Here is a 15,698-nt window from a genome sequence, read left to right on the forward strand (position 1 = left end):
ACAGGATCATTTTGGTTTAGGAGGCCAGTTTTTCTCCATCCATCCAGGAATGCGTCCTGAATCAGGTGGGCCGATCATTACTCTCAGTCCTGTCACATCCTCAACATCTCCCTGCAGCCGTGCTGCAAGACCCGGCAGTATCAGTGTACTGTGGTCTGTCTTTTCCTTGAAGTCAAAGCCAGCCTTCTGAAAGGTATCTTTTATCTTGGCTGCAGTTAGCTGTCCGCCTGCTACTGCCGCTTCAACCCCTATGCCATCGGTATCCACTGCTGCAATATAGCAGTTTATCTTATTGGAGGAAAGATCGCTCTCTACTGTATAATAGGTGAGAGCAAAGTTTGTTGTGATTATCACAGGCGAATCCTTTGTCGGTGAGCCGATCTCATTGACCCCGGGAGCGACTTTTACAGGCGTCCTGGGATCTGTATATATTGTATCCCGCAGGTGCACCTGTGGCAGCATGGCATACGGCTCAAGGCCGTGAAGGATCATTATATCAGCGTACCTGACTATGAAAACAGAAGCAAGAACTGTCTCCCAGTAAGAGGCTGTGACCGCATCATTATATACAAGCCATGCGCTCAGGGGAAGGGCCATAATCGGGAGAGCAATGTCCTTCTGCCCCTCTTTTATCCCTGCGCGGCGAAGCTTTATGCATCTCTCAAAGGTCTCTTTTAATTGCTTCCCCTGAGGATACGTACCCGGATCAAGTATAAGCTCTTTTATTCCCATCTCCTGAAATGTCAGTGCAAGCGACCTAAGTTTATCCAGATCAGATGAGGACAGAACGACAGGAACTTTATAATTTAATGCAAGTTCTGCCACCTCACCCCAGTTCTTCTCTGTTGCAGCGTATATAAGCGGATTTTTATCCTTTACAACTTCAAGCGCAGCCCTCAGTACTGCCGGGTCAAAAGAACAGAGCACAAGAGGAAGTTCTGTTGTCTCACTGACCTTTTTTACCGCACTGGCAAACTTAAGGGCATCTCCTGAGACGCACCTCACTGCAACCATATCTACCTTTAAGAACTTTCCAACATAGAATTTCCTGAAGTTTGCGATATTATTTATCCTGTCTACAAGTTCTTGTTCAGCCATTGTGTCCCAGACATCATAGGCAAACGTTGTCGGGTTAAAAAATGTCAACTGGTGACGGTACAAAACATCATCCCCGCCTATTTTCTTAGCATGCTCTCCCCTGCCTACTATGATCTCACGAACCTCCGGGGCAAGAAGCGACTCAAGTTCCAGATATTTTTTCTTGAACTCATCTTTAAGTAATGGGGGACAATCCTCCAGCTTTTTGGATCTGTCGATCAGATGTGCAGCAAAAGCCATGCATGTTGCATCACCGCATTCGGCACAGTTTATCTGAGGCAGGTATTTGTAGACCTGAAGTGGACTGTTCAGTTTCATTATATCACCGCCGTTATCCAGTTATCGATATTTGTAGGCTCAGCTTCCTTTGAGCCGTACAGTGTCTGGGTAATCTCTTTTAATACCTGGACTGCTGTGGGATGCATCATCATGAATAGATCGTTCCCTGCAAGCGATAGAGTCAATCCTGTGATTATCTCCCATATCGGACCCCGGTACTCCCGCGGCCCCCAGTCTGAGTCTTCCTTTAGAGGTGAAGCCACCATCCAGGCTTCGCGTGCACCCCATGCATTGGTAGTACCGCTTGACATAGGGAAATTGAGTTCTGCATCGCCTGTCAGGCCTGCAAGCCTTATCCGTTCCATATTTGTATAAGCATAATCCAGACCGTACCCAAGCGCAGCAGTTGTTGGGTCCATCAGAATATTCTCCCGTGCCACACCGCACTGTTTCATCAATTTTCGATTTAGCTCTTTCTGTGCATTGATCTCAAGCTGGGTCCATGAGAGCACAACATGATTATATTTCTTGGCTGCTTCTGCTATTCGCGCATAGTCAAGATTTAAACTTGCAGATGCAAGCAGGCAGCGCTCACCTTCAGCCACCTCGGCTGCTTTCTCTAATACAACCGGGTCTTTCTCAGGATTGCCTGAGCCGCCGATCACGATCGGCACATCCACAGCCTGGAGAACCTCTTCCACTGTTTTTGCGGCCTCAGCAGGAGAGGTATCCTTTATATTCGGGTCTGTACTGATGAGGTGAACTGTAACCATATCTGCCCCAAAGTCGCGCACAACCTTCTTTGCCCATTCAGAGGGGCTGTTGATAACATCTTCATAGTTGGATTTGACCGCTTTTGCCATGTTTATCGGCATATCAAAGACATCCATTGTTATGTAGTTGCGGTGAGGCATTGGATTGTCAAAATAATATGGAAGAGCATGCTCTCCTCCGAGTGTTACAGTGCTACTGCGTGAACCGCCGTCAGATGAAGTAGCTCCAAGTGTGACCTCCTGTATAGGTGTCTTCCATTCCTCCATTCTACCCACACTGAATTTTGATTCAATTAACCTGCTGGGCCTGATCGGCTTCGCTGCTGTCCCACTAAACATCTGATCAACTGGATATCCAAGAATCCTGGAGATGTTTATTAGGTGATGAGCAATCTGGGCGGCCTCATGCCCTAATGCATATGCCATCTGCGGGTTTAGCATATGTCCCAGATCCAGCTCTACATCGCCTTCTATCTTTACTCCCTCAAGGGCTTCAATATCAAGACCCCCTAACAGGCTTCCAAGTTCAGAGAGTTTAATCTTTTTCGTCATTATAACATCCTATTCAGCACTATTCTATTAACCATACCAGATAGGGCTGGCTACATATATATTTTTAGATGCAGTACTGTGAGCCTACAAAAAGCATGGAAAGATTTTTCTATACTAACTTAATAAATGGGTTAAAAAATGAATAAAAAAAGCCCCTTCTTCACAGCTATTGCTGCATCTATTCTGTACTTTATTATCCTTATACTGTTACGATATTTTGCAGACCATAGTTCTATTGACTGGCAGGGAGCATTGCTGGGTGCCATTATCTTCTGGATTGTCATCTTCGTAGTGCACCAGTTCCTCAGAAAAAGGTATTCAGATTAGTTGATACATCATAATAGCCTTGTTAAAAGCAGGTATATAATATATACAACTAGTATGAAGAGAATCAATCTTATAATTAGACCTATCGATGCTAATAAAAACCCGAATACATAAAAAGCGATGATCACAGCAATGATTAAAAGGATTATATTCGTCAGTGTCATACCATCTACCATGTTTTCCCCATTAATATGATTATCCCTGATACATAAATACTTTACCCTAATTTAAAACATATGCGTATAGGAATCATACTCCACGGTCCAGAGATCATTGATACAGGCTCAGCAGAGCGAATAATCGGAATATTCAAGCAGGAACATGAGATCATAGTAAAGCTTGGCGGAACGATGGGGCGGACTGCTGTGCTGGATGCCGGGCTTGAGGATATAATCGATATCTCACAGGGGCTCACACCAAGTGAGACCATCATAGCACTAAAGGATAGTATCGACCTTGCGATACTTCTAAACCAGGGTAAAACACCACAAACAGGGCGGCATTTCGGGCGTATCATAGCATCGAAGCTTGATCATCCTGATCCTGATTCAGATCTCCCGCCGCTTGTCCATATCGAGAGCCCGGATTCTGGCGGCAGGATAATCTACTATAACCAGCGGGCTGCAGAGTATGCCGGGTATGTAAAAAATGTACTTACCAGATATTATGAGAATTATGACCTGCCCATCGAATACTGTAGCTCTATGCCACTGGATATCAGATTTGAAGGTAATAAGATCATCCGCAGGCTATGCGGGGTATTTTGCGGTGAGAACATACGCCTTGAGGGAGTAGTTATCGGATATGCCACGCACGATGCACCTGAAATAGTATGTGAGGACGGTAAGGTAATTGAGCTCAGGGGAGTAAGAATAAAACCTCACGGACTTGAGAAGCTTGAGAACAGGAGAATCGACCTGTTCACTGCAAAGGTCAAGACAGGAAACATAAGGCGAACCCGGCATAGAACAAGGATAAAAAATATACAGCCAGGAACATCGGGCAGGATAGCTATCATCGACCACTGCGCAGAATCCACATTTGAACTTATAAAAGATGCAGATCTTGTCATAACAGTAGGAGACGATACTACAGCGATAACGGCAGATATACTTGTACGATTTGGCGTTCCTGTTATAGGGATCACGGATGGTGACCTGGACTGCATACTTGAGGATTCAGCAGTACCGACAGGGTCTGTGATCATCCAGGTCAGGGAAGGATTTGATGATATCGTGGGAAGGGAAGTGTTCGAGAAAATAATGCATTTCAAACAGCAAATTCATATGCAGAGAAGAGATGAACTGCTTTCCAGGATACTTGCTCTGGCTGAAAAAGAAATGGTAAATATAAAATATTATTAAAAATTTAATAAAAATGGTATAACCTAGATTAATGCGGATGTTATTCCTAATACACCTGCCTGAATAATAATTGCGACCGCTATTATTACTCCAGCCATCTCCAGTGCAACCGCAACATTTCCTTTCTTGAGTTCTTCAAATTCATCTATTCCCTTGGTCAGTTTATCAAGTATATTTATCGCAAGATAGATAGCAGCTATAGCAAGTACTACTCCAAGTATTAATTGAATTATGCTTGCTATTAAAGAGAATATATCGCCTGCCAGAGCATTGGATATCCCTATAGAAACTCCCGCAACTCCAGATTGCACTACTAGACCTATCGCGATAAATACTGATGCGACAAGAATGCCTATCGCAACATTACCACTAGCAATTTCCTTTTCTTCGTTCATTCCTTTGGTTATCTTTCTTAATACAGAAAAGCCAATATACAGGGCAACTACTGCCAGTAGAATGGCAATAACCAATTGAATCAATCCTACTACTGCGTTTTCTAAAGCCATATTCACACCTCACGCTTAAAGCGTGCATACGCATAATTGTAATGAGGTAAATATAATGATTTTGATGGTTTTGAATTGGTGTGTTGACAAGGTATTTAAGTTTACAGGTACTAAGATTGGTTTTGTATAAAATGTGCAAAAACCGGGAATCCGGTTTTTGTAAAACAATAGAATATGAGGTTACCATGCCAAGATCGATCCCTGAAATGATCCGGGGCGACTTCAAATGCGAGGAAATCGCAAAGTGTATCCTTGGACTTAAGGATATAGATATCGATGCCTATAAAATACTTGTAGCAAAAGGCCCTATGACTGCTGAACATCTTGGAGAGCTTCTGAACAGGGAGCGAAGCACGGCTTACAGGTCATTGCAGAGTCTGGCAGGATGTGGTCTTGTCCGCCGCGAAACCAGAACAATCAGCTCAGGCGGTTATTATTACGAGTATATAGCACTTGATCCATGTAAGATGAAAGAGATGGTTCTTGAGAATATAGATGAATGGTACAGTAAAATGAAGCAGCTTGTTGTTGAGATCGATAAGGATATTATGAAATAGAGAAAATGATATCGCATACTTCTTCCACTTTTTCCCTGAATTCTTTCTGAGAAAAACCCATCATTGCCGCAGCAAACATGGCACCGCCTGCACCTACTCCTTCTTTTACATCACCCCTCTCATACATACGAAGTCCCCTGAGCCTTGAGCTTCCAAATCCCGGATCAGAGACAAATGCCTGGTAGCCCAGGATATCCGCCATTTCCCTAAAATTGGCACTTGGGTCGCTGGCAACATAACGGGTGGTAGCTATTGAGACATCCCTCTTCAATCCAAGAGCTTTTATTATACCCAGGACAGAGATCATCTGAGTCCCTCCAGCGAGGACTGTTTTTGTACAAAGCCCATCTACAAGTCCGGCTGCTGCTGCCATCATGGGATCGCCAAGACATTCGATAGCACGAAGAGGATTATTCTTTAAACTGCCAAAAGAGATCCCGGATCTCCTCATCCCCTCGCTTACCACTTTATCCTTAACGGAAAGCGGGTTTTCGGGAAAACTGGATGAAACTTTACCATCATAGCCAAGGGCTCTCATCACGCCCATGGCTGTTGTAGTTCCACCAGGCACGCTCTCACCTATTATCACAAAATCCGAGAGTTTTGCGATCTTCCTGCCAAAATTTTCTGATTTTTTGTATATGTCGGTAACCCCTGCAACTGCATGTCCATCTCGAATATCTCCACCCGGCTGCGCATTAATATCTATAGCAGGTATCCTGGGCCGAACATTCAGCCCTGAGTTGATAAAAAGACATGGAATCCCGGTAAGGAGCATTGATGCCCTGGTCAGTACTGCAGGAGTAGGAGCACCAGATGGCGTCATCGCCGGCTCACTGATGCTGATCGGCCTGCCTGTTTCAACCAGTTCTGCATCGGCAGCAGGTGTATAATCAGTAAGTTCAGGGGATTTTCCTGCCGCTGAGATATTCGGGATTTTAGCAGTCTCTGTGTTAGCAAGAATGCATATGAAAAGAGGTCTTTTGGGATTGAAATCTGGATAGGGTTCTATCCACATCTTAATCCCTACAGTTCACTTGATGCCTCAATATGCATTGATGCCGGGCTTTTTACCACGTTTCCCATCTTCGCACCGATTAGATTTACTATTCCTTTTGCTGATGCAATATCTACTATCCTCTGGGTTATCACGCCATCAAATACCACACTTGTGACATGGCCGTTGGATCCCTTCAATGCACTTGCAAGATCGCGGACTGGCACTTCATTTATGATGCTATTGCTCTCATCGAGCAGGCGCGCGCTCAGGGTTCCGCTCAATTGCTCGATATGTTCCTGGAATATACTCTCCTTCTCCTCTTTTTCTATCTCCTCTCTACCTTCTCTGATTTCTTCACTTATTTTAGGTCTGTCATGCTCAGCAATCTGTTCTAACACTATAAGCTCTTCTTTAGGTGACAGCTCTATTTCCTCAGAAACCACATGTTCGCTCTTTCCGCCAATCTTCTTCTTTGTTGCTTCTACAATTGCAACTCTTCTCTTTTTGCTGACCTGGTAATAATCAAGTGCCTGCTCAACAGGTACTTTCTGCCTTAATGACTTCAGGATCTCCTTCTGCACAAGCTCTTCAACTCCCTTCCCATCAGGCGCGCGGGCAATATAATCCACATCCGCAACCTGAAGTAGCTCTTTGATTATCAGCTCTCCTCCCCTATCACCATCCGTGAAAGCTGTGACAGTCTTTTTCTTGCATAATTCTATTACAGGCTGAGGCACATTGGTCCCGCCTACTGCAATGGCATTCTTGATCCCGTACCGCAGAAGATTCAACACATCTGCACGACCCTCAACTACAATTATAGCATCTGAATCAATGACATTTGGCCCCATGGGGATATTCTCTTTCCCGTATGCTGTGATCTCCTCGATCCTTAGGGACTGCCTCACCTCATCTGTAATCTCCTGGCTCTCAGGCAGCATCTCATCGAACATTTCATGGAGGATCTGCTTTGCGCGCTCTATGACTTTTTTTCTTTTTGAGGTCCTAACATCTTCTATCTTTGAGATGTTGATGTTGGCAATGCATGGCCCTATCCTGTCAATAGTCTCAAGACTGGATGCAAGGACTGCTGTCTCAACCTTATCAAGGCTTGATGGTATTTCTATTGTCCCTATTGATTTTCCCATATTTGACTTAATGTTAACCTCCAGCCTTCCTATCCTGCCGCTCCTCTGGAGCTCTCTCAGGTCAAGGTCGGCACCGATCAAACCCTCTGTCTGTCCAAATATCGCACCGATAACATCCGGGCGCTCTATGACTCCGTCAGCTTTTATTCTAGCATGAATGATATATTTTGTTGTATCTGAATTTTGCATATAATGTACCCTCCCTTCGAATAGTAGTTAGAAAAAAAACTCTGTTAGCCTGTGCTTGGCAGGCCAGTTATGGCATCCTTTATAGTATAACTAATGAGTACTACATTAGTATTTGCCATCATTATTTTTCATCTCGAACTGGAAATGACATTCAATTTTGTAATATCAAGTCACAATTGTACGTTGATTTTGCGTAATTATAAATATCTAACTACTTTTCTCTGGATGATTATTTGCATTGATGAATATCTAATTGCACCTATGCAAGTCACCTTATAATAGTATGAATTCCCTTAAAAACGTTGTGGTTCTAAATTTTTTGTGAATTTCTATTTTTTATCCTGTAGTTCGTATCTTAGCTTATTAACGTAATTATTAAGGCTTTCAACATCTTTAATTCTTTTTTTCACAAGATTCCGTATCTTTGAGCGTATATCTGTATTTGGCATAATACCATCGGTCAGAAGATAATAGATTATCTTCCGAGCCATTATACCACCTTTTTTATCCCAGTCTGTCAATAGAATAATCTCCTTCCCACTCTTTGATAACAGTTCTGTGAATTCAAGCAATGGCTGCTGGGAGGCAAGCCTTATATCACCTTTTATTCCAAGAGACCGCAGCGATTCTACATCCCGCCTTCCCTCAACTACAATGATCGCCCCGCTGTCAGCAAGTGTTTTAAGCTCTAAAATAATTTCTTCTATGCTTTCAAGACGTTCAATATCTTCGAGTGTTTTAATATTCATCTTTCAGTTAAAACCTTCAAAATCTCCTGAGCCCTTACTCCGATTATCTTCACAGATTTTCGACTACTGGTTAAACCTGCGACTATTTGAATATTTCTGGAGCTAACATTCAACAGACCTGATAAAAACGATATAAGCTGGTCATTCGCTCTTCCTTTCTCTGCTCTCTCTGATAATCGGATCTCTATACGCTTGCGCCATGGGTTATATCCACTCACATCAGTCTCTTTCGCACCTGGTGAGATCTCAAGGTCAAGTATGACACCATCCCTGACCTGTTTAACTGCATCTTTCATTATGCATATCATCAACAAACTAATATATACAGCTATTCCAAATCTAATAGATTATGATCCATCTTGGTAAGATCGCTTTTGCTAACTGCGATTTCCCCTATTACGCCATTGAGCACGGCAGGATAGAAGTACCTGATATCAGCATTACGCAGGCACACCCGGTCGAACTTGCGCGCAGGCTGTTCAAAGGCGAACTTGATATCAGCCCCATCTCCTCGATCATGTACGGAAAACGAGATGATCTCCTGATACTGCCTGACCTTTCCATTACATCCAATGATTTCACTAAGAGTGTATTGATATGCTCAAATGGAAAGCTTGAGCTCTCGGATCTTGAGGGAAAAACACTCTGCATTCCCGAAACAACTGCGAGTTCGGCTACATTGGTCAGAATTATACTCTCGCTTAAGGACATAGATGTTAAAATCAAGCACTGTTCTGGGACAGATATCGATCTGATGCTGAAGAAAGGGGATGCGGCTCTGTTGATTGGCGATAGCGCGATTCATGCCATAGGAAAATATCGTATTATTGCAGATCTGGGCAACGAATGGAAGAAGATCACAGGTAAAAAAATGGTTTATGCATTATGGGTCGTCAGGAAGGACTTCGCAATACACCATCCAGATAAGGTGAAAGGTGTGCTGAAAGCACTTCTTGAATCAAAGGAATATGCTTATAAAAACATTAATGAAATAGCTAATTATATAGCCAATGAGAAAAATATTGATTGCGGATTTATGCGAGAATACCTACATACATTGAATTATGATCTTGATGCAGATAGTGTAGAGAGCCTTCGGCTTTATTTTAAATATGCAGAGGATTGCGGGATTATAGATGATGTTAAACTCAGATTTTTTAATAAGCCGGATTGAGATATTGAGGTGATATAGATGGTTAAAATATGGGTACTGTGTTTATCCCTGTTGATTGCAGCCCTGTCAGGTTGCGTTTATCTGGAAACAGAACCAGTGACAAACACCACCGTGGATCAGACACCGATAACTACTCCTGAGATTACCCCGGAGTTCCCGATCTCTGAGCCTACTACAGTCTATGTTGAAATAAAAGGTTCATCATTTAATCCACCTGAGTGGAGGGTAATAAAAAATACGACTGTGATATGGAAGAATATGGATAGTGCACAGCACATAATAAATGTAGATGATATCACATCACCGCCACTGGATAAGAGAGATACATGGAATTACACGTTCAATAGAACCGGAACTTTTGAATACAGTTGCTCAAGCCATCCTTTCATGCCGCATGGTCGCATAATCGTAGATTGATAACTATATATTTCATAACTTTTATCAATGTATATAATGCTTGATCTACTTGACTGCTTAATACTTCAGGATATAGAACAGGTTGGTTCTGAGATAATTTTAAAATTAAATAGTAGATTTGAATCCATAGACGATATCTGGGAGAGTCCCCGATCAGAACTTGAGGATATAATTGGCGGAGGTGAAGTAGTTAATAATATCTTAAAATCAAAATCTATTGATAAGAAGAAGTATGCCTCATCCATCAATCTGGCAAGAGGGAAGGGTATTCAGATATACTGCATTTTTGATGAAGAGTATCCAGGCGTACTTAAAGATTTAAAAGACCCACCTCCTGTGTTGTATATCAAAGGAGAACTACCAGAAGATATTAATAAGAATGTTGCTATTACAGGGGCCAGAAATATTACCCATCACGGGAACCGATTGACAAGAGATTGTGGTAAAACCCTTGCTGAGAATGGATATATTGTTATTAGTGGATTATCCAGGGGAGCCGATACTGCAGCACATTTAGGCGCACTGGATGGAGGAGGAAGGACAATAGCAGTATTAGGTAGCGGGGTCGATGAGATATACCCATCCGAGAATGATGAACTATCAAAAGACATAGTCAATAATGGGGGCGCCCTAATCTCAGAATCACCGCCGGGTGCTGGATGTCAGGATCTCAGGTTAAAAGAAAGAAATAGACTCATTAGCTGTTTGAGTAAGGCTGTAATTGCAGCCGAGGTTAAAGAGAAAACAGGGACATCAATTGCAGTGCAGCATGCTGTTCAACTTGGAAGGAAAATATTCGTAATACCTGTCCTGAGGGAATCAAGTACCAATTATACAAATTATCAGAAAGATCTTGTTTATCTGGGAGCAATCAATGTTTTAGACCCGGCTGATGTATTAAATAATCTTCTAAATGATAGAGGATATATAGAGGTCAGTGATTTTCTCCATTTTATAAGCAATGATTTTAAAATTAATTATAACGAAATAGCAGAAAAAGAGACAAAATTAAATAGCATCCCTGAAACAGATGATAACAATGAGCGGTTTATTCTCAAGGACAGTATCAGCAGCACAAAGAAGGAGGATAAAAGAAAAGGAAAGAAGAAACATATAGAGGGAGATAAAATAACAAAGCTGTCTATGTACTCATAGTTCATTAATCCATATATAGATTAGTCAATGTATGTTGTTTTTCAAAAGATTATTTTCAGCTTCGTTCCCGATTATTTCCCGGCAAATAAAAGAAGAAAAGAAAAACTAAACCGTGCTGCTTTCGTGCCTGGCCAACGAAGGTGGGGACGGTAAAAAAAAGAAGCCAGGTTGCACGACAGCACGGCTTTACGTTCACATTCACAGCTTCAAGCTCATCGATTCCTTGATACTCTCGCGGTCTATACCGATCACAGGCACTGCTGACAGCTCGTCATGCATCAGGTTCAGGTAGTGGATCATCTGCTCTGTTACGATTTGATCCATGTCCTCGTCTGAGAGCTCGTAGATCCTCTGCAGCTCCTGCCAGAACTGCGCGTATTGCTTCGGTAACTTTAACTGCGTTTGTGGTGGTGGGGGGGCCTCGCTTCCGCTTCCACGATCCTTCATGAGCACACGGACAGCCATACCAAGCGCCGCTCGCTCGTGTGGTGTTACGTCTTTGGCGCTCATGCTTTCCAGCAGTATAACCGCTTCATCGGCAGAAAGTATTTTCATGTCACTTCCTCGCTTGCCAGTTTCTCGATGGTTGTGATAGCCGTCACGGCCATGCTAATCGCCTCGCGCTCTAAATCTGTCAAGTCGTACTTGGCCAGGTTCTTTAACAAAATGGTGGCTTCCTGGGCTGTGAGTGTGTTCATGATCTCTCCTGCTCTTCGTCGTGCTCGCCATACTGCTTCTCTTTCTTCCATTCCTCGCAGAGCTCTGTGATAGACCGCCGTAGGTATCTCAGCGTGTTGCCCTTCGACGGTGCAGGAGCATCCTCCAGAGCTGCGCCCATTGAACCGTATGCACGGCAGAGCCAATCCTGGAACGCTCCTGCAGGCAGCTTCTGGGCCTCTTTGAATACATCGTGGAATTCACCCAATTGCCTCACCTCCCTTCTTCTTTTTTCTGCTTCTGTTCCTGTTCGCTGCGGATCCTCTCAACACATAGAACCACGCGCTCGTACTGCTCCTCATTCAAGCAAAAGTGCTGCATGAGGTCTGCTTTAGTTGCACCTTCACGCATGAGCTGAGAGAAAGAATGAGAGGTCACAGATCCACCCCCATGCCCTCCAGCTCGATCTCATAGCCGCGCATTGTATTTGAGAAATCATCCCATGTTATTCTGCCATGAGAAAGCATCTGTTCGCCTGCTATCCGTGCAGCACGGAAAGCCTTTTTTACTTCGCTTACGTTATTCATTTCGTTATACCTCCATTGGTGTAACCGCTGCCTGGTATCTTTGGTGAGAGACAGGCAGTGATTACTTTCATATATGGTGAATTTCACCACAATGTCTTTATTCTACACAATGCTTATATACTTTATGGTGAAATATGGTTTAAAATGGTGAATATGACAAAGACGATAATTCAAATAAAAGACGCAACTCAAAGGCGTGTTGTGATTCCTAAAGAAGTGTGGGATATCGAAGGACTGCAAAAGGACGATTACATTGAGATCGACATCAAGAAGATTGAAAAGCCGAAACAGGAGCCAACAGCATGACCACAGAAGACCACGATATCCTTGTGCGGTTGAACGCAAAGATAGACACTGCGCTGCAGATCCTGGAAGAAGGAAAGCCGAAGCAGGGATCATAAAAATCATGATGGACATGGATCACGTCTGTAGACGTTTGCATCCTAATTGCAAAGGCGATTGCAACAAATGCATCATGGATGCCTATGAAATAGAAAAGCGGTTGCGCGAAGAGGGTACTATTTTTTAATTTTGTCTCAAAAAGCTGCATTTTGAAAGAGCATTTACACAGCTGAGCCTCCAGGATGCGATATACTGCATGATCTCCAGGCAGGACATGGTCTGATACCTGTGGAATGGCTGGTAGCAATGCCCTCCACCTCATCAACCACCACAATAACCAGAACCTGGCCATCACTCAGGCACCCCTCAAAATCAATTTCTTCCAGGCTGCCGTTAAAAGCTTTCAAGCGTTCTACAGCCTGACGATACAATCATGCTCCCGTGGTAAAAAGCGCCCATATCGCATCCTGAGCAATATACTTTCTAACAGTGTGAAAAGAATGAAAAACAATTATTTCCCAGGAAATACTTACTGCAGTAGATCACTTGCTTTTGTCTTTGTGGAATCCCACGATAAGCGACCCGGTCCATTCGGTGCGCGAGGTCTTGATCACACTGAGCTGGTAATTGTATCCACCGCCCTGCTGCTCCAGGTTACTCAGGATCTCGGCTGCCTGTCGCTCTACCTCTCGCTGACGCGTGCCTGTGCATGTGTAAATCATGCTTCACCATTTAAGCGATTGATCACAGCGCGCCTGCGTTCGCCCTTTCGTTCCAGGACTTGCCGTTCCCATGATTCAAGACGTGCTTTGCGGTCTAAATTCGATTCACCCTGAATGACGCGGTAAGGATGCATGCTTTCAGATAGGTGTTAAAAAGTAAAAAAGGGCTGTGGTTTCCGCAGGGATTGGTGAGCAGAGGCTCGCAAAAAACATTGATTAAAGATGATGGAGTATCACGATGTTGTTACGCCACCAACTAATACAGTGTCTGCTGCATTGTCATAATATATGCGGAATTCCTGAACCGCAGTTGTTTGTCCTCCAAATTCATCCGAACTACCCCAAACTTCTAAGGTACCTCCTGAACTAAGAGAACCAACGTTAATATCTTCTGTTTTGGTACTAGAAGTAGAACCATTTTGGGTTTGTACTGTGCCGATAGGAGAACCATTCTTATACACTCTTGCGTATGATGTGCCGCCACCGCTGCCCACGAGACGGAAAGCAATCCGCAGAGTACCACGAATACCGTACGTAAAAGTCATTGTCTTAAGAAGTTCATAGGTGGAAGTAGATACAGCAGATGAGAGAGAATCGTGACTATGTCTTAGATTCGCAGATGCTGCTTTCGGTCTCAGGTGGGGGATGTCTCTGTTACTGTCAAAACTAATAAGCCCGTTTGCTGCGTTCACAAGCGTACCTGTGATGCTGCTTGCACCAACCACGAACTTTGAGTTGACATCAAGCAGACCGGCCGGATTTGTGAGCCCGATGCCGACATTGCCGCCTTGACTAATCGTCATTCGCGTCAATGAACTGGTCTGGAACTCAATATCCCTTATAACACTGCCATGACCAATTTTTAACCCAATGTCGTCCATCATAAACGTGCTTGTGTATCCGCTCGTAGAATCACTCGTAAAAATGTAGTTGGCGTCGGGCCAACTAATGTGTAACTTGCCTTGAGGGTTTGTTGTCCCGATACCGACATTGCCGCTTGAATCTATATAGACCGCATCATCGTCATACAGTATCATATCCCATGTGCTTCCGTCTGTGGAAAAATATATTTTCTTGGTATCTGTCGCTAGATACGCCTCTCCTATTGCCGTCGGTGTGCCCTTATTCGCATCAAGTCCTGTGTTGAATGACTTGTTGAGCTTGCTAGCGAGAATTTGATCGCTTATGCTCCATAATGACGTCATTATTTATCCCTCCGTGCCGGGGTATCGTCAGGCGCTACTGTAGCAATGCCGACCACAGCCCCTCCTACCAATGCTATAGTCTCTGTTTTTTGTTCTTCTGTCATATTTTTACCTCTATTGATTTCATACTTGTGTTTTTGTTCTCTATTCTTTTTCCTCAAACTCCGCCAGGATCCTCAGGCATCGCCTTCATTGGATCTGCGGAGTGGTGATCACATGCCAGCCCATGCTCAGCCGCTAAAATCCGCAGCAGAGAAGGCCGGGAACTCGTCTGTATCGTACTCAGACGGTTTAGCCATGTACTTTGCTTCTCGCAATAGCCTTGCCGCGCGCTTCTGGGCGCGCTGAATATTGTCGAGCTGACGCTTCATGACTGCCAGCTCCAAAGATCTCTGTTCTTCGTTGAGCCGTGCCAGGCGTTCTGACGGCAACTCGTTGTCCTCTAATTCTACGTATCTCATGCTTTTTTCACCTCCTTTTTATTTTCATATGTCATATTAAATGACTAGAAGTATAACCGAATGTTGCCTGCCTCTTCAAGCAATCTCTCAGATTCGCGGAGGCGCCACAGGACACCGTCCTGGACTGCCTGCAAGCGGATCACGATGCTCTGTGTTCTGTACACCTTCTCCGTCAGGCGCTCGCGTTCCACGCTTGTTTTTTTTTCGAGCTCCTGCAGTTCTTCCGGAAGCAATTGTCCTGATGCAACCGCCTCTGAGTAGTGTTTTTCTAACGATTCGATTCGCAACCGTGCTGACTTGATCTCGCGCAACTCGTCGGTTATTCGGTTCGTTATGCTGTTCAGCGACCTTTGTGCTATGTGGTTTTGGTCTAACATTTCTTATTTACCTCTTTTAATATATTTGTCATTGAATGACTGTGATATGTTCTGTAACA

General features: G+C 43.8%; 24 protein-coding genes. 7 read left to right on the forward strand and 17 right to left on the reverse strand.

The window, feature by feature from the left end; translation table 11 throughout:
• Nucleotides 1–6 precede the first annotated feature (6 nt).
• Both acsC and cdhD read right to left on the reverse strand, forming a co-directional pair.
• Nucleotides 7–1,416 carry an acetyl-CoA decarbonylase/synthase complex subunit gamma gene (gene acsC / locus ANME2D_RS02495; protein ID WP_048088916.1) on the reverse strand — a complete coding sequence of 470 codons (1,410 nt, stop codon included), beginning with the start codon at nt 1,414–1,416 and terminating at the stop codon, nt 7–9.
• Entirely contained in the window at nt 1,416–2,702 is a 1,287-nt protein-coding gene (gene cdhD, locus ANME2D_RS02500) for a CO dehydrogenase/acetyl-CoA synthase subunit delta (protein WP_048088921.1), read from the reverse strand. Before cdhD ends, acsC begins: the two co-directional genes overlap by 1 nt.
• 138 nt (nt 2,703–2,840) lie before the next feature.
• On the opposite strand from cdhD, the gene ANME2D_RS17780 reads away from it, so the two are divergent.
• Both ANME2D_RS17780 and ANME2D_RS02505 read left to right on the forward strand, forming a co-directional pair.
• Complete coding sequence (locus ANME2D_RS17780; RefSeq protein ID WP_157833906.1) at nt 2,841–3,029, forward strand: hypothetical protein; 189 nt, start codon at nt 2,841–2,843, stop codon at nt 3,027–3,029.
• Nucleotides 3,030–3,265: 236 nt separating this feature from the next.
• Nucleotides 3,266–4,393, forward strand: a complete 1,128-nt coding sequence (locus ANME2D_RS02505) for a DUF2117 domain-containing protein (protein ID WP_048088923.1) — start codon at nt 3,266–3,268, stop codon at nt 4,391–4,393.
• Nucleotides 4,394–4,416: 23 nt separating this feature from the next.
• Here ANME2D_RS02505 and ANME2D_RS02510 read toward each other — a convergent pair whose 3' ends face one another.
• A complete protein-coding gene (locus ANME2D_RS02510; protein ID WP_048088927.1) occupies nt 4,417–4,899 on the reverse strand; it encodes a DUF350 domain-containing protein in 483 nt (160 codons plus the stop codon).
• Between the two features lie 185 nt (nt 4,900–5,084).
• Between ANME2D_RS02510 and ANME2D_RS02515 the strand changes: the two genes are divergently transcribed.
• Entirely contained in the window at nt 5,085–5,456 is a 372-nt protein-coding gene (locus ANME2D_RS02515) for a helix-turn-helix domain-containing protein (protein WP_048088928.1), read from the forward strand.
• On the opposite strand, the gene cobT is transcribed toward ANME2D_RS02515, so the two are convergent.
• From cobT to ANME2D_RS02535, 4 genes are all read right to left on the reverse strand, one after another.
• Nucleotides 5,446–6,474 carry a nicotinate mononucleotide-dependent phosphoribosyltransferase CobT gene (gene cobT, locus ANME2D_RS02520; RefSeq protein WP_048088929.1) on the reverse strand — a complete coding sequence of 343 codons (1,029 nt, stop codon included), beginning with the start codon at nt 6,472–6,474 and terminating at the stop codon, nt 5,446–5,448. The two genes, ANME2D_RS02515 and cobT, sit on opposite strands and share 11 nt — an antisense overlap.
• An 8-nt stretch (nt 6,475–6,482) precedes the next feature.
• Nucleotides 6,483–7,793, reverse strand: coding sequence for a DNA primase DnaG (dnaG, locus tag ANME2D_RS02525; protein ID WP_048088932.1), 1,311 nt, complete (start codon nt 7,791–7,793; stop codon nt 6,483–6,485).
• A gap of 329 nt (nt 7,794–8,122) precedes the next feature.
• Nucleotides 8,123–8,542, reverse strand: a complete 420-nt coding sequence (locus ANME2D_RS02530) for a toprim domain-containing protein (protein ID WP_048088933.1) — start codon at nt 8,540–8,542, stop codon at nt 8,123–8,125.
• On the reverse strand, nt 8,539–8,838 hold the full coding sequence (locus ANME2D_RS02535; protein ID WP_052368519.1) for a DUF167 domain-containing protein: 300 nt from the start codon (nt 8,836–8,838) through the stop codon (nt 8,539–8,541). Before ANME2D_RS02535 ends, ANME2D_RS02530 begins: the two co-directional genes overlap by 4 nt.
• 53 nt (nt 8,839–8,891) lie before the next feature.
• Here ANME2D_RS02535 and ANME2D_RS02540 point away from each other — a divergent pair, with 53 nt between their 5' ends.
• The 3 genes from ANME2D_RS02540 to ANME2D_RS02550 are packed head-to-tail and all read left to right on the forward strand — an operon-like array spanning nt 8,892 to nt 11,288.
• Complete coding sequence (locus ANME2D_RS02540) at nt 8,892–9,716, forward strand: menaquinone biosynthetic enzyme MqnA/MqnD family protein (RefSeq protein WP_048088937.1); 825 nt, start codon at nt 8,892–8,894, stop codon at nt 9,714–9,716.
• Between the two features lie 18 nt (nt 9,717–9,734).
• Nucleotides 9,735–10,133: a cupredoxin domain-containing protein gene (locus tag ANME2D_RS02545; RefSeq protein ID WP_052368520.1), complete on the forward strand. Its 399-nt coding sequence runs from the start codon at nt 9,735–9,737 to the stop codon at nt 10,131–10,133.
• A 36-nt stretch (nt 10,134–10,169) separates the two neighbouring features.
• Nucleotides 10,170–11,288 (forward strand): DNA-processing protein DprA, encoded by a 1,119-nt coding sequence (locus ANME2D_RS02550; RefSeq protein WP_157833907.1) that lies wholly within the window; start codon nt 10,170–10,172, stop codon nt 11,286–11,288.
• A gap of 198 nt (nt 11,289–11,486) precedes the next feature.
• Here the strand turns inward: ANME2D_RS02550 and ANME2D_RS02555 are convergent, their stop codons facing one another.
• Genes ANME2D_RS02555 through ANME2D_RS17795 form a run of 5 tightly spaced genes read right to left on the reverse strand, consistent with a single transcriptional unit; the run spans nt 11,487 to nt 12,532 of the window.
• Nucleotides 11,487–11,843, reverse strand: a complete 357-nt coding sequence (locus ANME2D_RS02555; protein WP_048088939.1) for a hypothetical protein — start codon at nt 11,841–11,843, stop codon at nt 11,487–11,489.
• Nucleotides 11,840–11,986: a hypothetical protein gene (locus ANME2D_RS17785; RefSeq protein ID WP_157833908.1), complete on the reverse strand. Its 147-nt coding sequence runs from the start codon at nt 11,984–11,986 to the stop codon at nt 11,840–11,842. Before ANME2D_RS17785 ends, ANME2D_RS02555 begins: the two co-directional genes overlap by 4 nt.
• Complete coding sequence (locus ANME2D_RS02560; RefSeq protein WP_157833909.1) at nt 11,983–12,222, reverse strand: hypothetical protein; 240 nt, start codon at nt 12,220–12,222, stop codon at nt 11,983–11,985. Before ANME2D_RS02560 ends, ANME2D_RS17785 begins: the two co-directional genes overlap by 4 nt.
• The gene (locus ANME2D_RS17790) at nt 12,219–12,383 is read right to left on the reverse strand and encodes a hypothetical protein (protein ID WP_157833910.1); all 165 of its coding nucleotides are present in this window, start codon (nt 12,381–12,383) and stop codon (nt 12,219–12,221) included. Before ANME2D_RS17790 ends, ANME2D_RS02560 begins: the two co-directional genes overlap by 4 nt.
• A complete protein-coding gene (locus tag ANME2D_RS17795; protein WP_157833911.1) occupies nt 12,380–12,532 on the reverse strand; it encodes a hypothetical protein in 153 nt (50 codons plus the stop codon). Before ANME2D_RS17795 ends, ANME2D_RS17790 begins: the two co-directional genes overlap by 4 nt.
• A 144-nt stretch (nt 12,533–12,676) precedes the next feature.
• Between ANME2D_RS17795 and ANME2D_RS02565 the strand changes: the two genes are divergently transcribed.
• Nucleotides 12,677–12,838, forward strand: coding sequence for a hypothetical protein (locus ANME2D_RS02565; RefSeq protein ID WP_157833912.1), 162 nt, complete (start codon nt 12,677–12,679; stop codon nt 12,836–12,838).
• 257 nt (nt 12,839–13,095) lie between these two features.
• Here ANME2D_RS02565 and ANME2D_RS02570 read toward each other — a convergent pair whose 3' ends face one another.
• The 5 genes from ANME2D_RS02570 to ANME2D_RS02590 all read right to left on the reverse strand — a co-directional run bounded on the left by ANME2D_RS02570 (nt 13,096) and on the right by ANME2D_RS02590 (nt 15,639).
• Complete coding sequence (locus tag ANME2D_RS02570) at nt 13,096–13,305, reverse strand: hypothetical protein (protein WP_157833913.1); 210 nt, start codon at nt 13,303–13,305, stop codon at nt 13,096–13,098.
• A gap of 111 nt (nt 13,306–13,416) precedes the next feature.
• Nucleotides 13,417–13,596 (reverse strand): hypothetical protein, encoded by a 180-nt coding sequence (locus ANME2D_RS02575; protein ID WP_048088946.1) that lies wholly within the window; start codon nt 13,594–13,596, stop codon nt 13,417–13,419.
• Between the two features lie 233 nt (nt 13,597–13,829).
• Nucleotides 13,830–14,399 (reverse strand): hypothetical protein, encoded by a 570-nt coding sequence (locus tag ANME2D_RS17800; RefSeq protein ID WP_157833914.1) that lies wholly within the window; start codon nt 14,397–14,399, stop codon nt 13,830–13,832.
• A 632-nt stretch (nt 14,400–15,031) separates the two neighbouring features.
• The gene (locus ANME2D_RS02585) at nt 15,032–15,262 is read right to left on the reverse strand and encodes a hypothetical protein (RefSeq protein ID WP_048088950.1); all 231 of its coding nucleotides are present in this window, start codon (nt 15,260–15,262) and stop codon (nt 15,032–15,034) included.
• Nucleotides 15,263–15,306: 44 nt separating this feature from the next.
• Nucleotides 15,307–15,639, reverse strand: coding sequence for a hypothetical protein (locus tag ANME2D_RS02590; protein WP_048088952.1), 333 nt, complete (start codon nt 15,637–15,639; stop codon nt 15,307–15,309).
• Nucleotides 15,640–15,698 lie beyond the last annotated feature (59 nt).

This window comes from Candidatus Methanoperedens nitratireducens (assembly GCF_000685155.1).
GTDB classification, from domain to species: domain Archaea; phylum Halobacteriota; class Methanosarcinia; order Methanosarcinales; family Methanoperedenaceae; genus Methanoperedens; species Methanoperedens nitratireducens.

What these genes read in the sequence shown, in the direction of transcription:
- ANME2D_RS02590 (WP_048088952.1), bottom strand. Translation starts at nt 15,639, where the DNA reads ATGTTAGACCAAAACCACATAGCACAAAGGTCGCTGAACAGCATAACG.
- ANME2D_RS02510 (WP_048088927.1), bottom strand. Translation starts at nt 4,899, where the DNA reads ATGGCTTTAGAAAACGCAGTAGTAGGATTGATTCAATTGGTTATTGCC.
- ANME2D_RS02575 (WP_048088946.1), bottom strand. Translation starts at nt 13,596, where the DNA reads ATGATTTACACATGCACAGGCACGCGTCAGCGAGAGGTAGAGCGACAG.
- ANME2D_RS02505 (WP_048088923.1), top strand. Translation starts at nt 3,266, where the DNA reads ATGCGTATAGGAATCATACTCCACGGTCCAGAGATCATTGATACAGGC.
- ANME2D_RS17780 (WP_157833906.1), top strand. Translation starts at nt 2,841, where the DNA reads ATGAATAAAAAAAGCCCCTTCTTCACAGCTATTGCTGCATCTATTCTG.
- ANME2D_RS02515 (WP_048088928.1), top strand. Translation starts at nt 5,085, where the DNA reads ATGCCAAGATCGATCCCTGAAATGATCCGGGGCGACTTCAAATGCGAG.
- cdhD (WP_048088921.1), bottom strand. Translation starts at nt 2,702, where the DNA reads ATGACGAAAAAGATTAAACTCTCTGAACTTGGAAGCCTGTTAGGGGGT.
- ANME2D_RS17800 (WP_157833914.1), bottom strand. Translation starts at nt 14,399, where the DNA reads ATGACGATTAGTCAAGGCGGCAATGTCGGCATCGGGCTCACAAATCCG.
- ANME2D_RS02540 (WP_048088937.1), top strand. Translation starts at nt 8,892, where the DNA reads ATGATCCATCTTGGTAAGATCGCTTTTGCTAACTGCGATTTCCCCTAT.
- ANME2D_RS02530 (WP_048088933.1), bottom strand. Translation starts at nt 8,542, where the DNA reads ATGAATATTAAAACACTCGAAGATATTGAACGTCTTGAAAGCATAGAA.
- ANME2D_RS02565 (WP_157833912.1), top strand. Translation starts at nt 12,677, where the DNA reads ATGGTGAATATGACAAAGACGATAATTCAAATAAAAGACGCAACTCAA.
- ANME2D_RS02555 (WP_048088939.1), bottom strand. Translation starts at nt 11,843, where the DNA reads ATGAAAATACTTTCTGCCGATGAAGCGGTTATACTGCTGGAAAGCATG.
- ANME2D_RS17785 (WP_157833908.1), bottom strand. Translation starts at nt 11,986, where the DNA reads ATGAACACACTCACAGCCCAGGAAGCCACCATTTTGTTAAAGAACCTG.
- ANME2D_RS02535 (WP_052368519.1), bottom strand. Translation starts at nt 8,838, where the DNA reads ATGAAAGATGCAGTTAAACAGGTCAGGGATGGTGTCATACTTGACCTT.
- dnaG (WP_048088932.1), bottom strand. Translation starts at nt 7,793, where the DNA reads ATGCAAAATTCAGATACAACAAAATATATCATTCATGCTAGAATAAAA.
- acsC (WP_048088916.1), bottom strand. Translation starts at nt 1,416, where the DNA reads ATGAAACTGAACAGTCCACTTCAGGTCTACAAATACCTGCCTCAGATA.
- cobT (WP_048088929.1), bottom strand. Translation starts at nt 6,474, where the DNA reads ATGTGGATAGAACCCTATCCAGATTTCAATCCCAAAAGACCTCTTTTC.
- ANME2D_RS02545 (WP_052368520.1), top strand. Translation starts at nt 9,735, where the DNA reads ATGGTTAAAATATGGGTACTGTGTTTATCCCTGTTGATTGCAGCCCTG.
- ANME2D_RS02585 (WP_048088950.1), bottom strand. Translation starts at nt 15,262, where the DNA reads ATGAGATACGTAGAATTAGAGGACAACGAGTTGCCGTCAGAACGCCTG.
- ANME2D_RS17795 (WP_157833911.1), bottom strand. Translation starts at nt 12,532, where the DNA reads ATGAATAACGTAAGCGAAGTAAAAAAGGCTTTCCGTGCTGCACGGATA.
- ANME2D_RS02550 (WP_157833907.1), top strand. Translation starts at nt 10,170, where the DNA reads ATGCTTGATCTACTTGACTGCTTAATACTTCAGGATATAGAACAGGTT.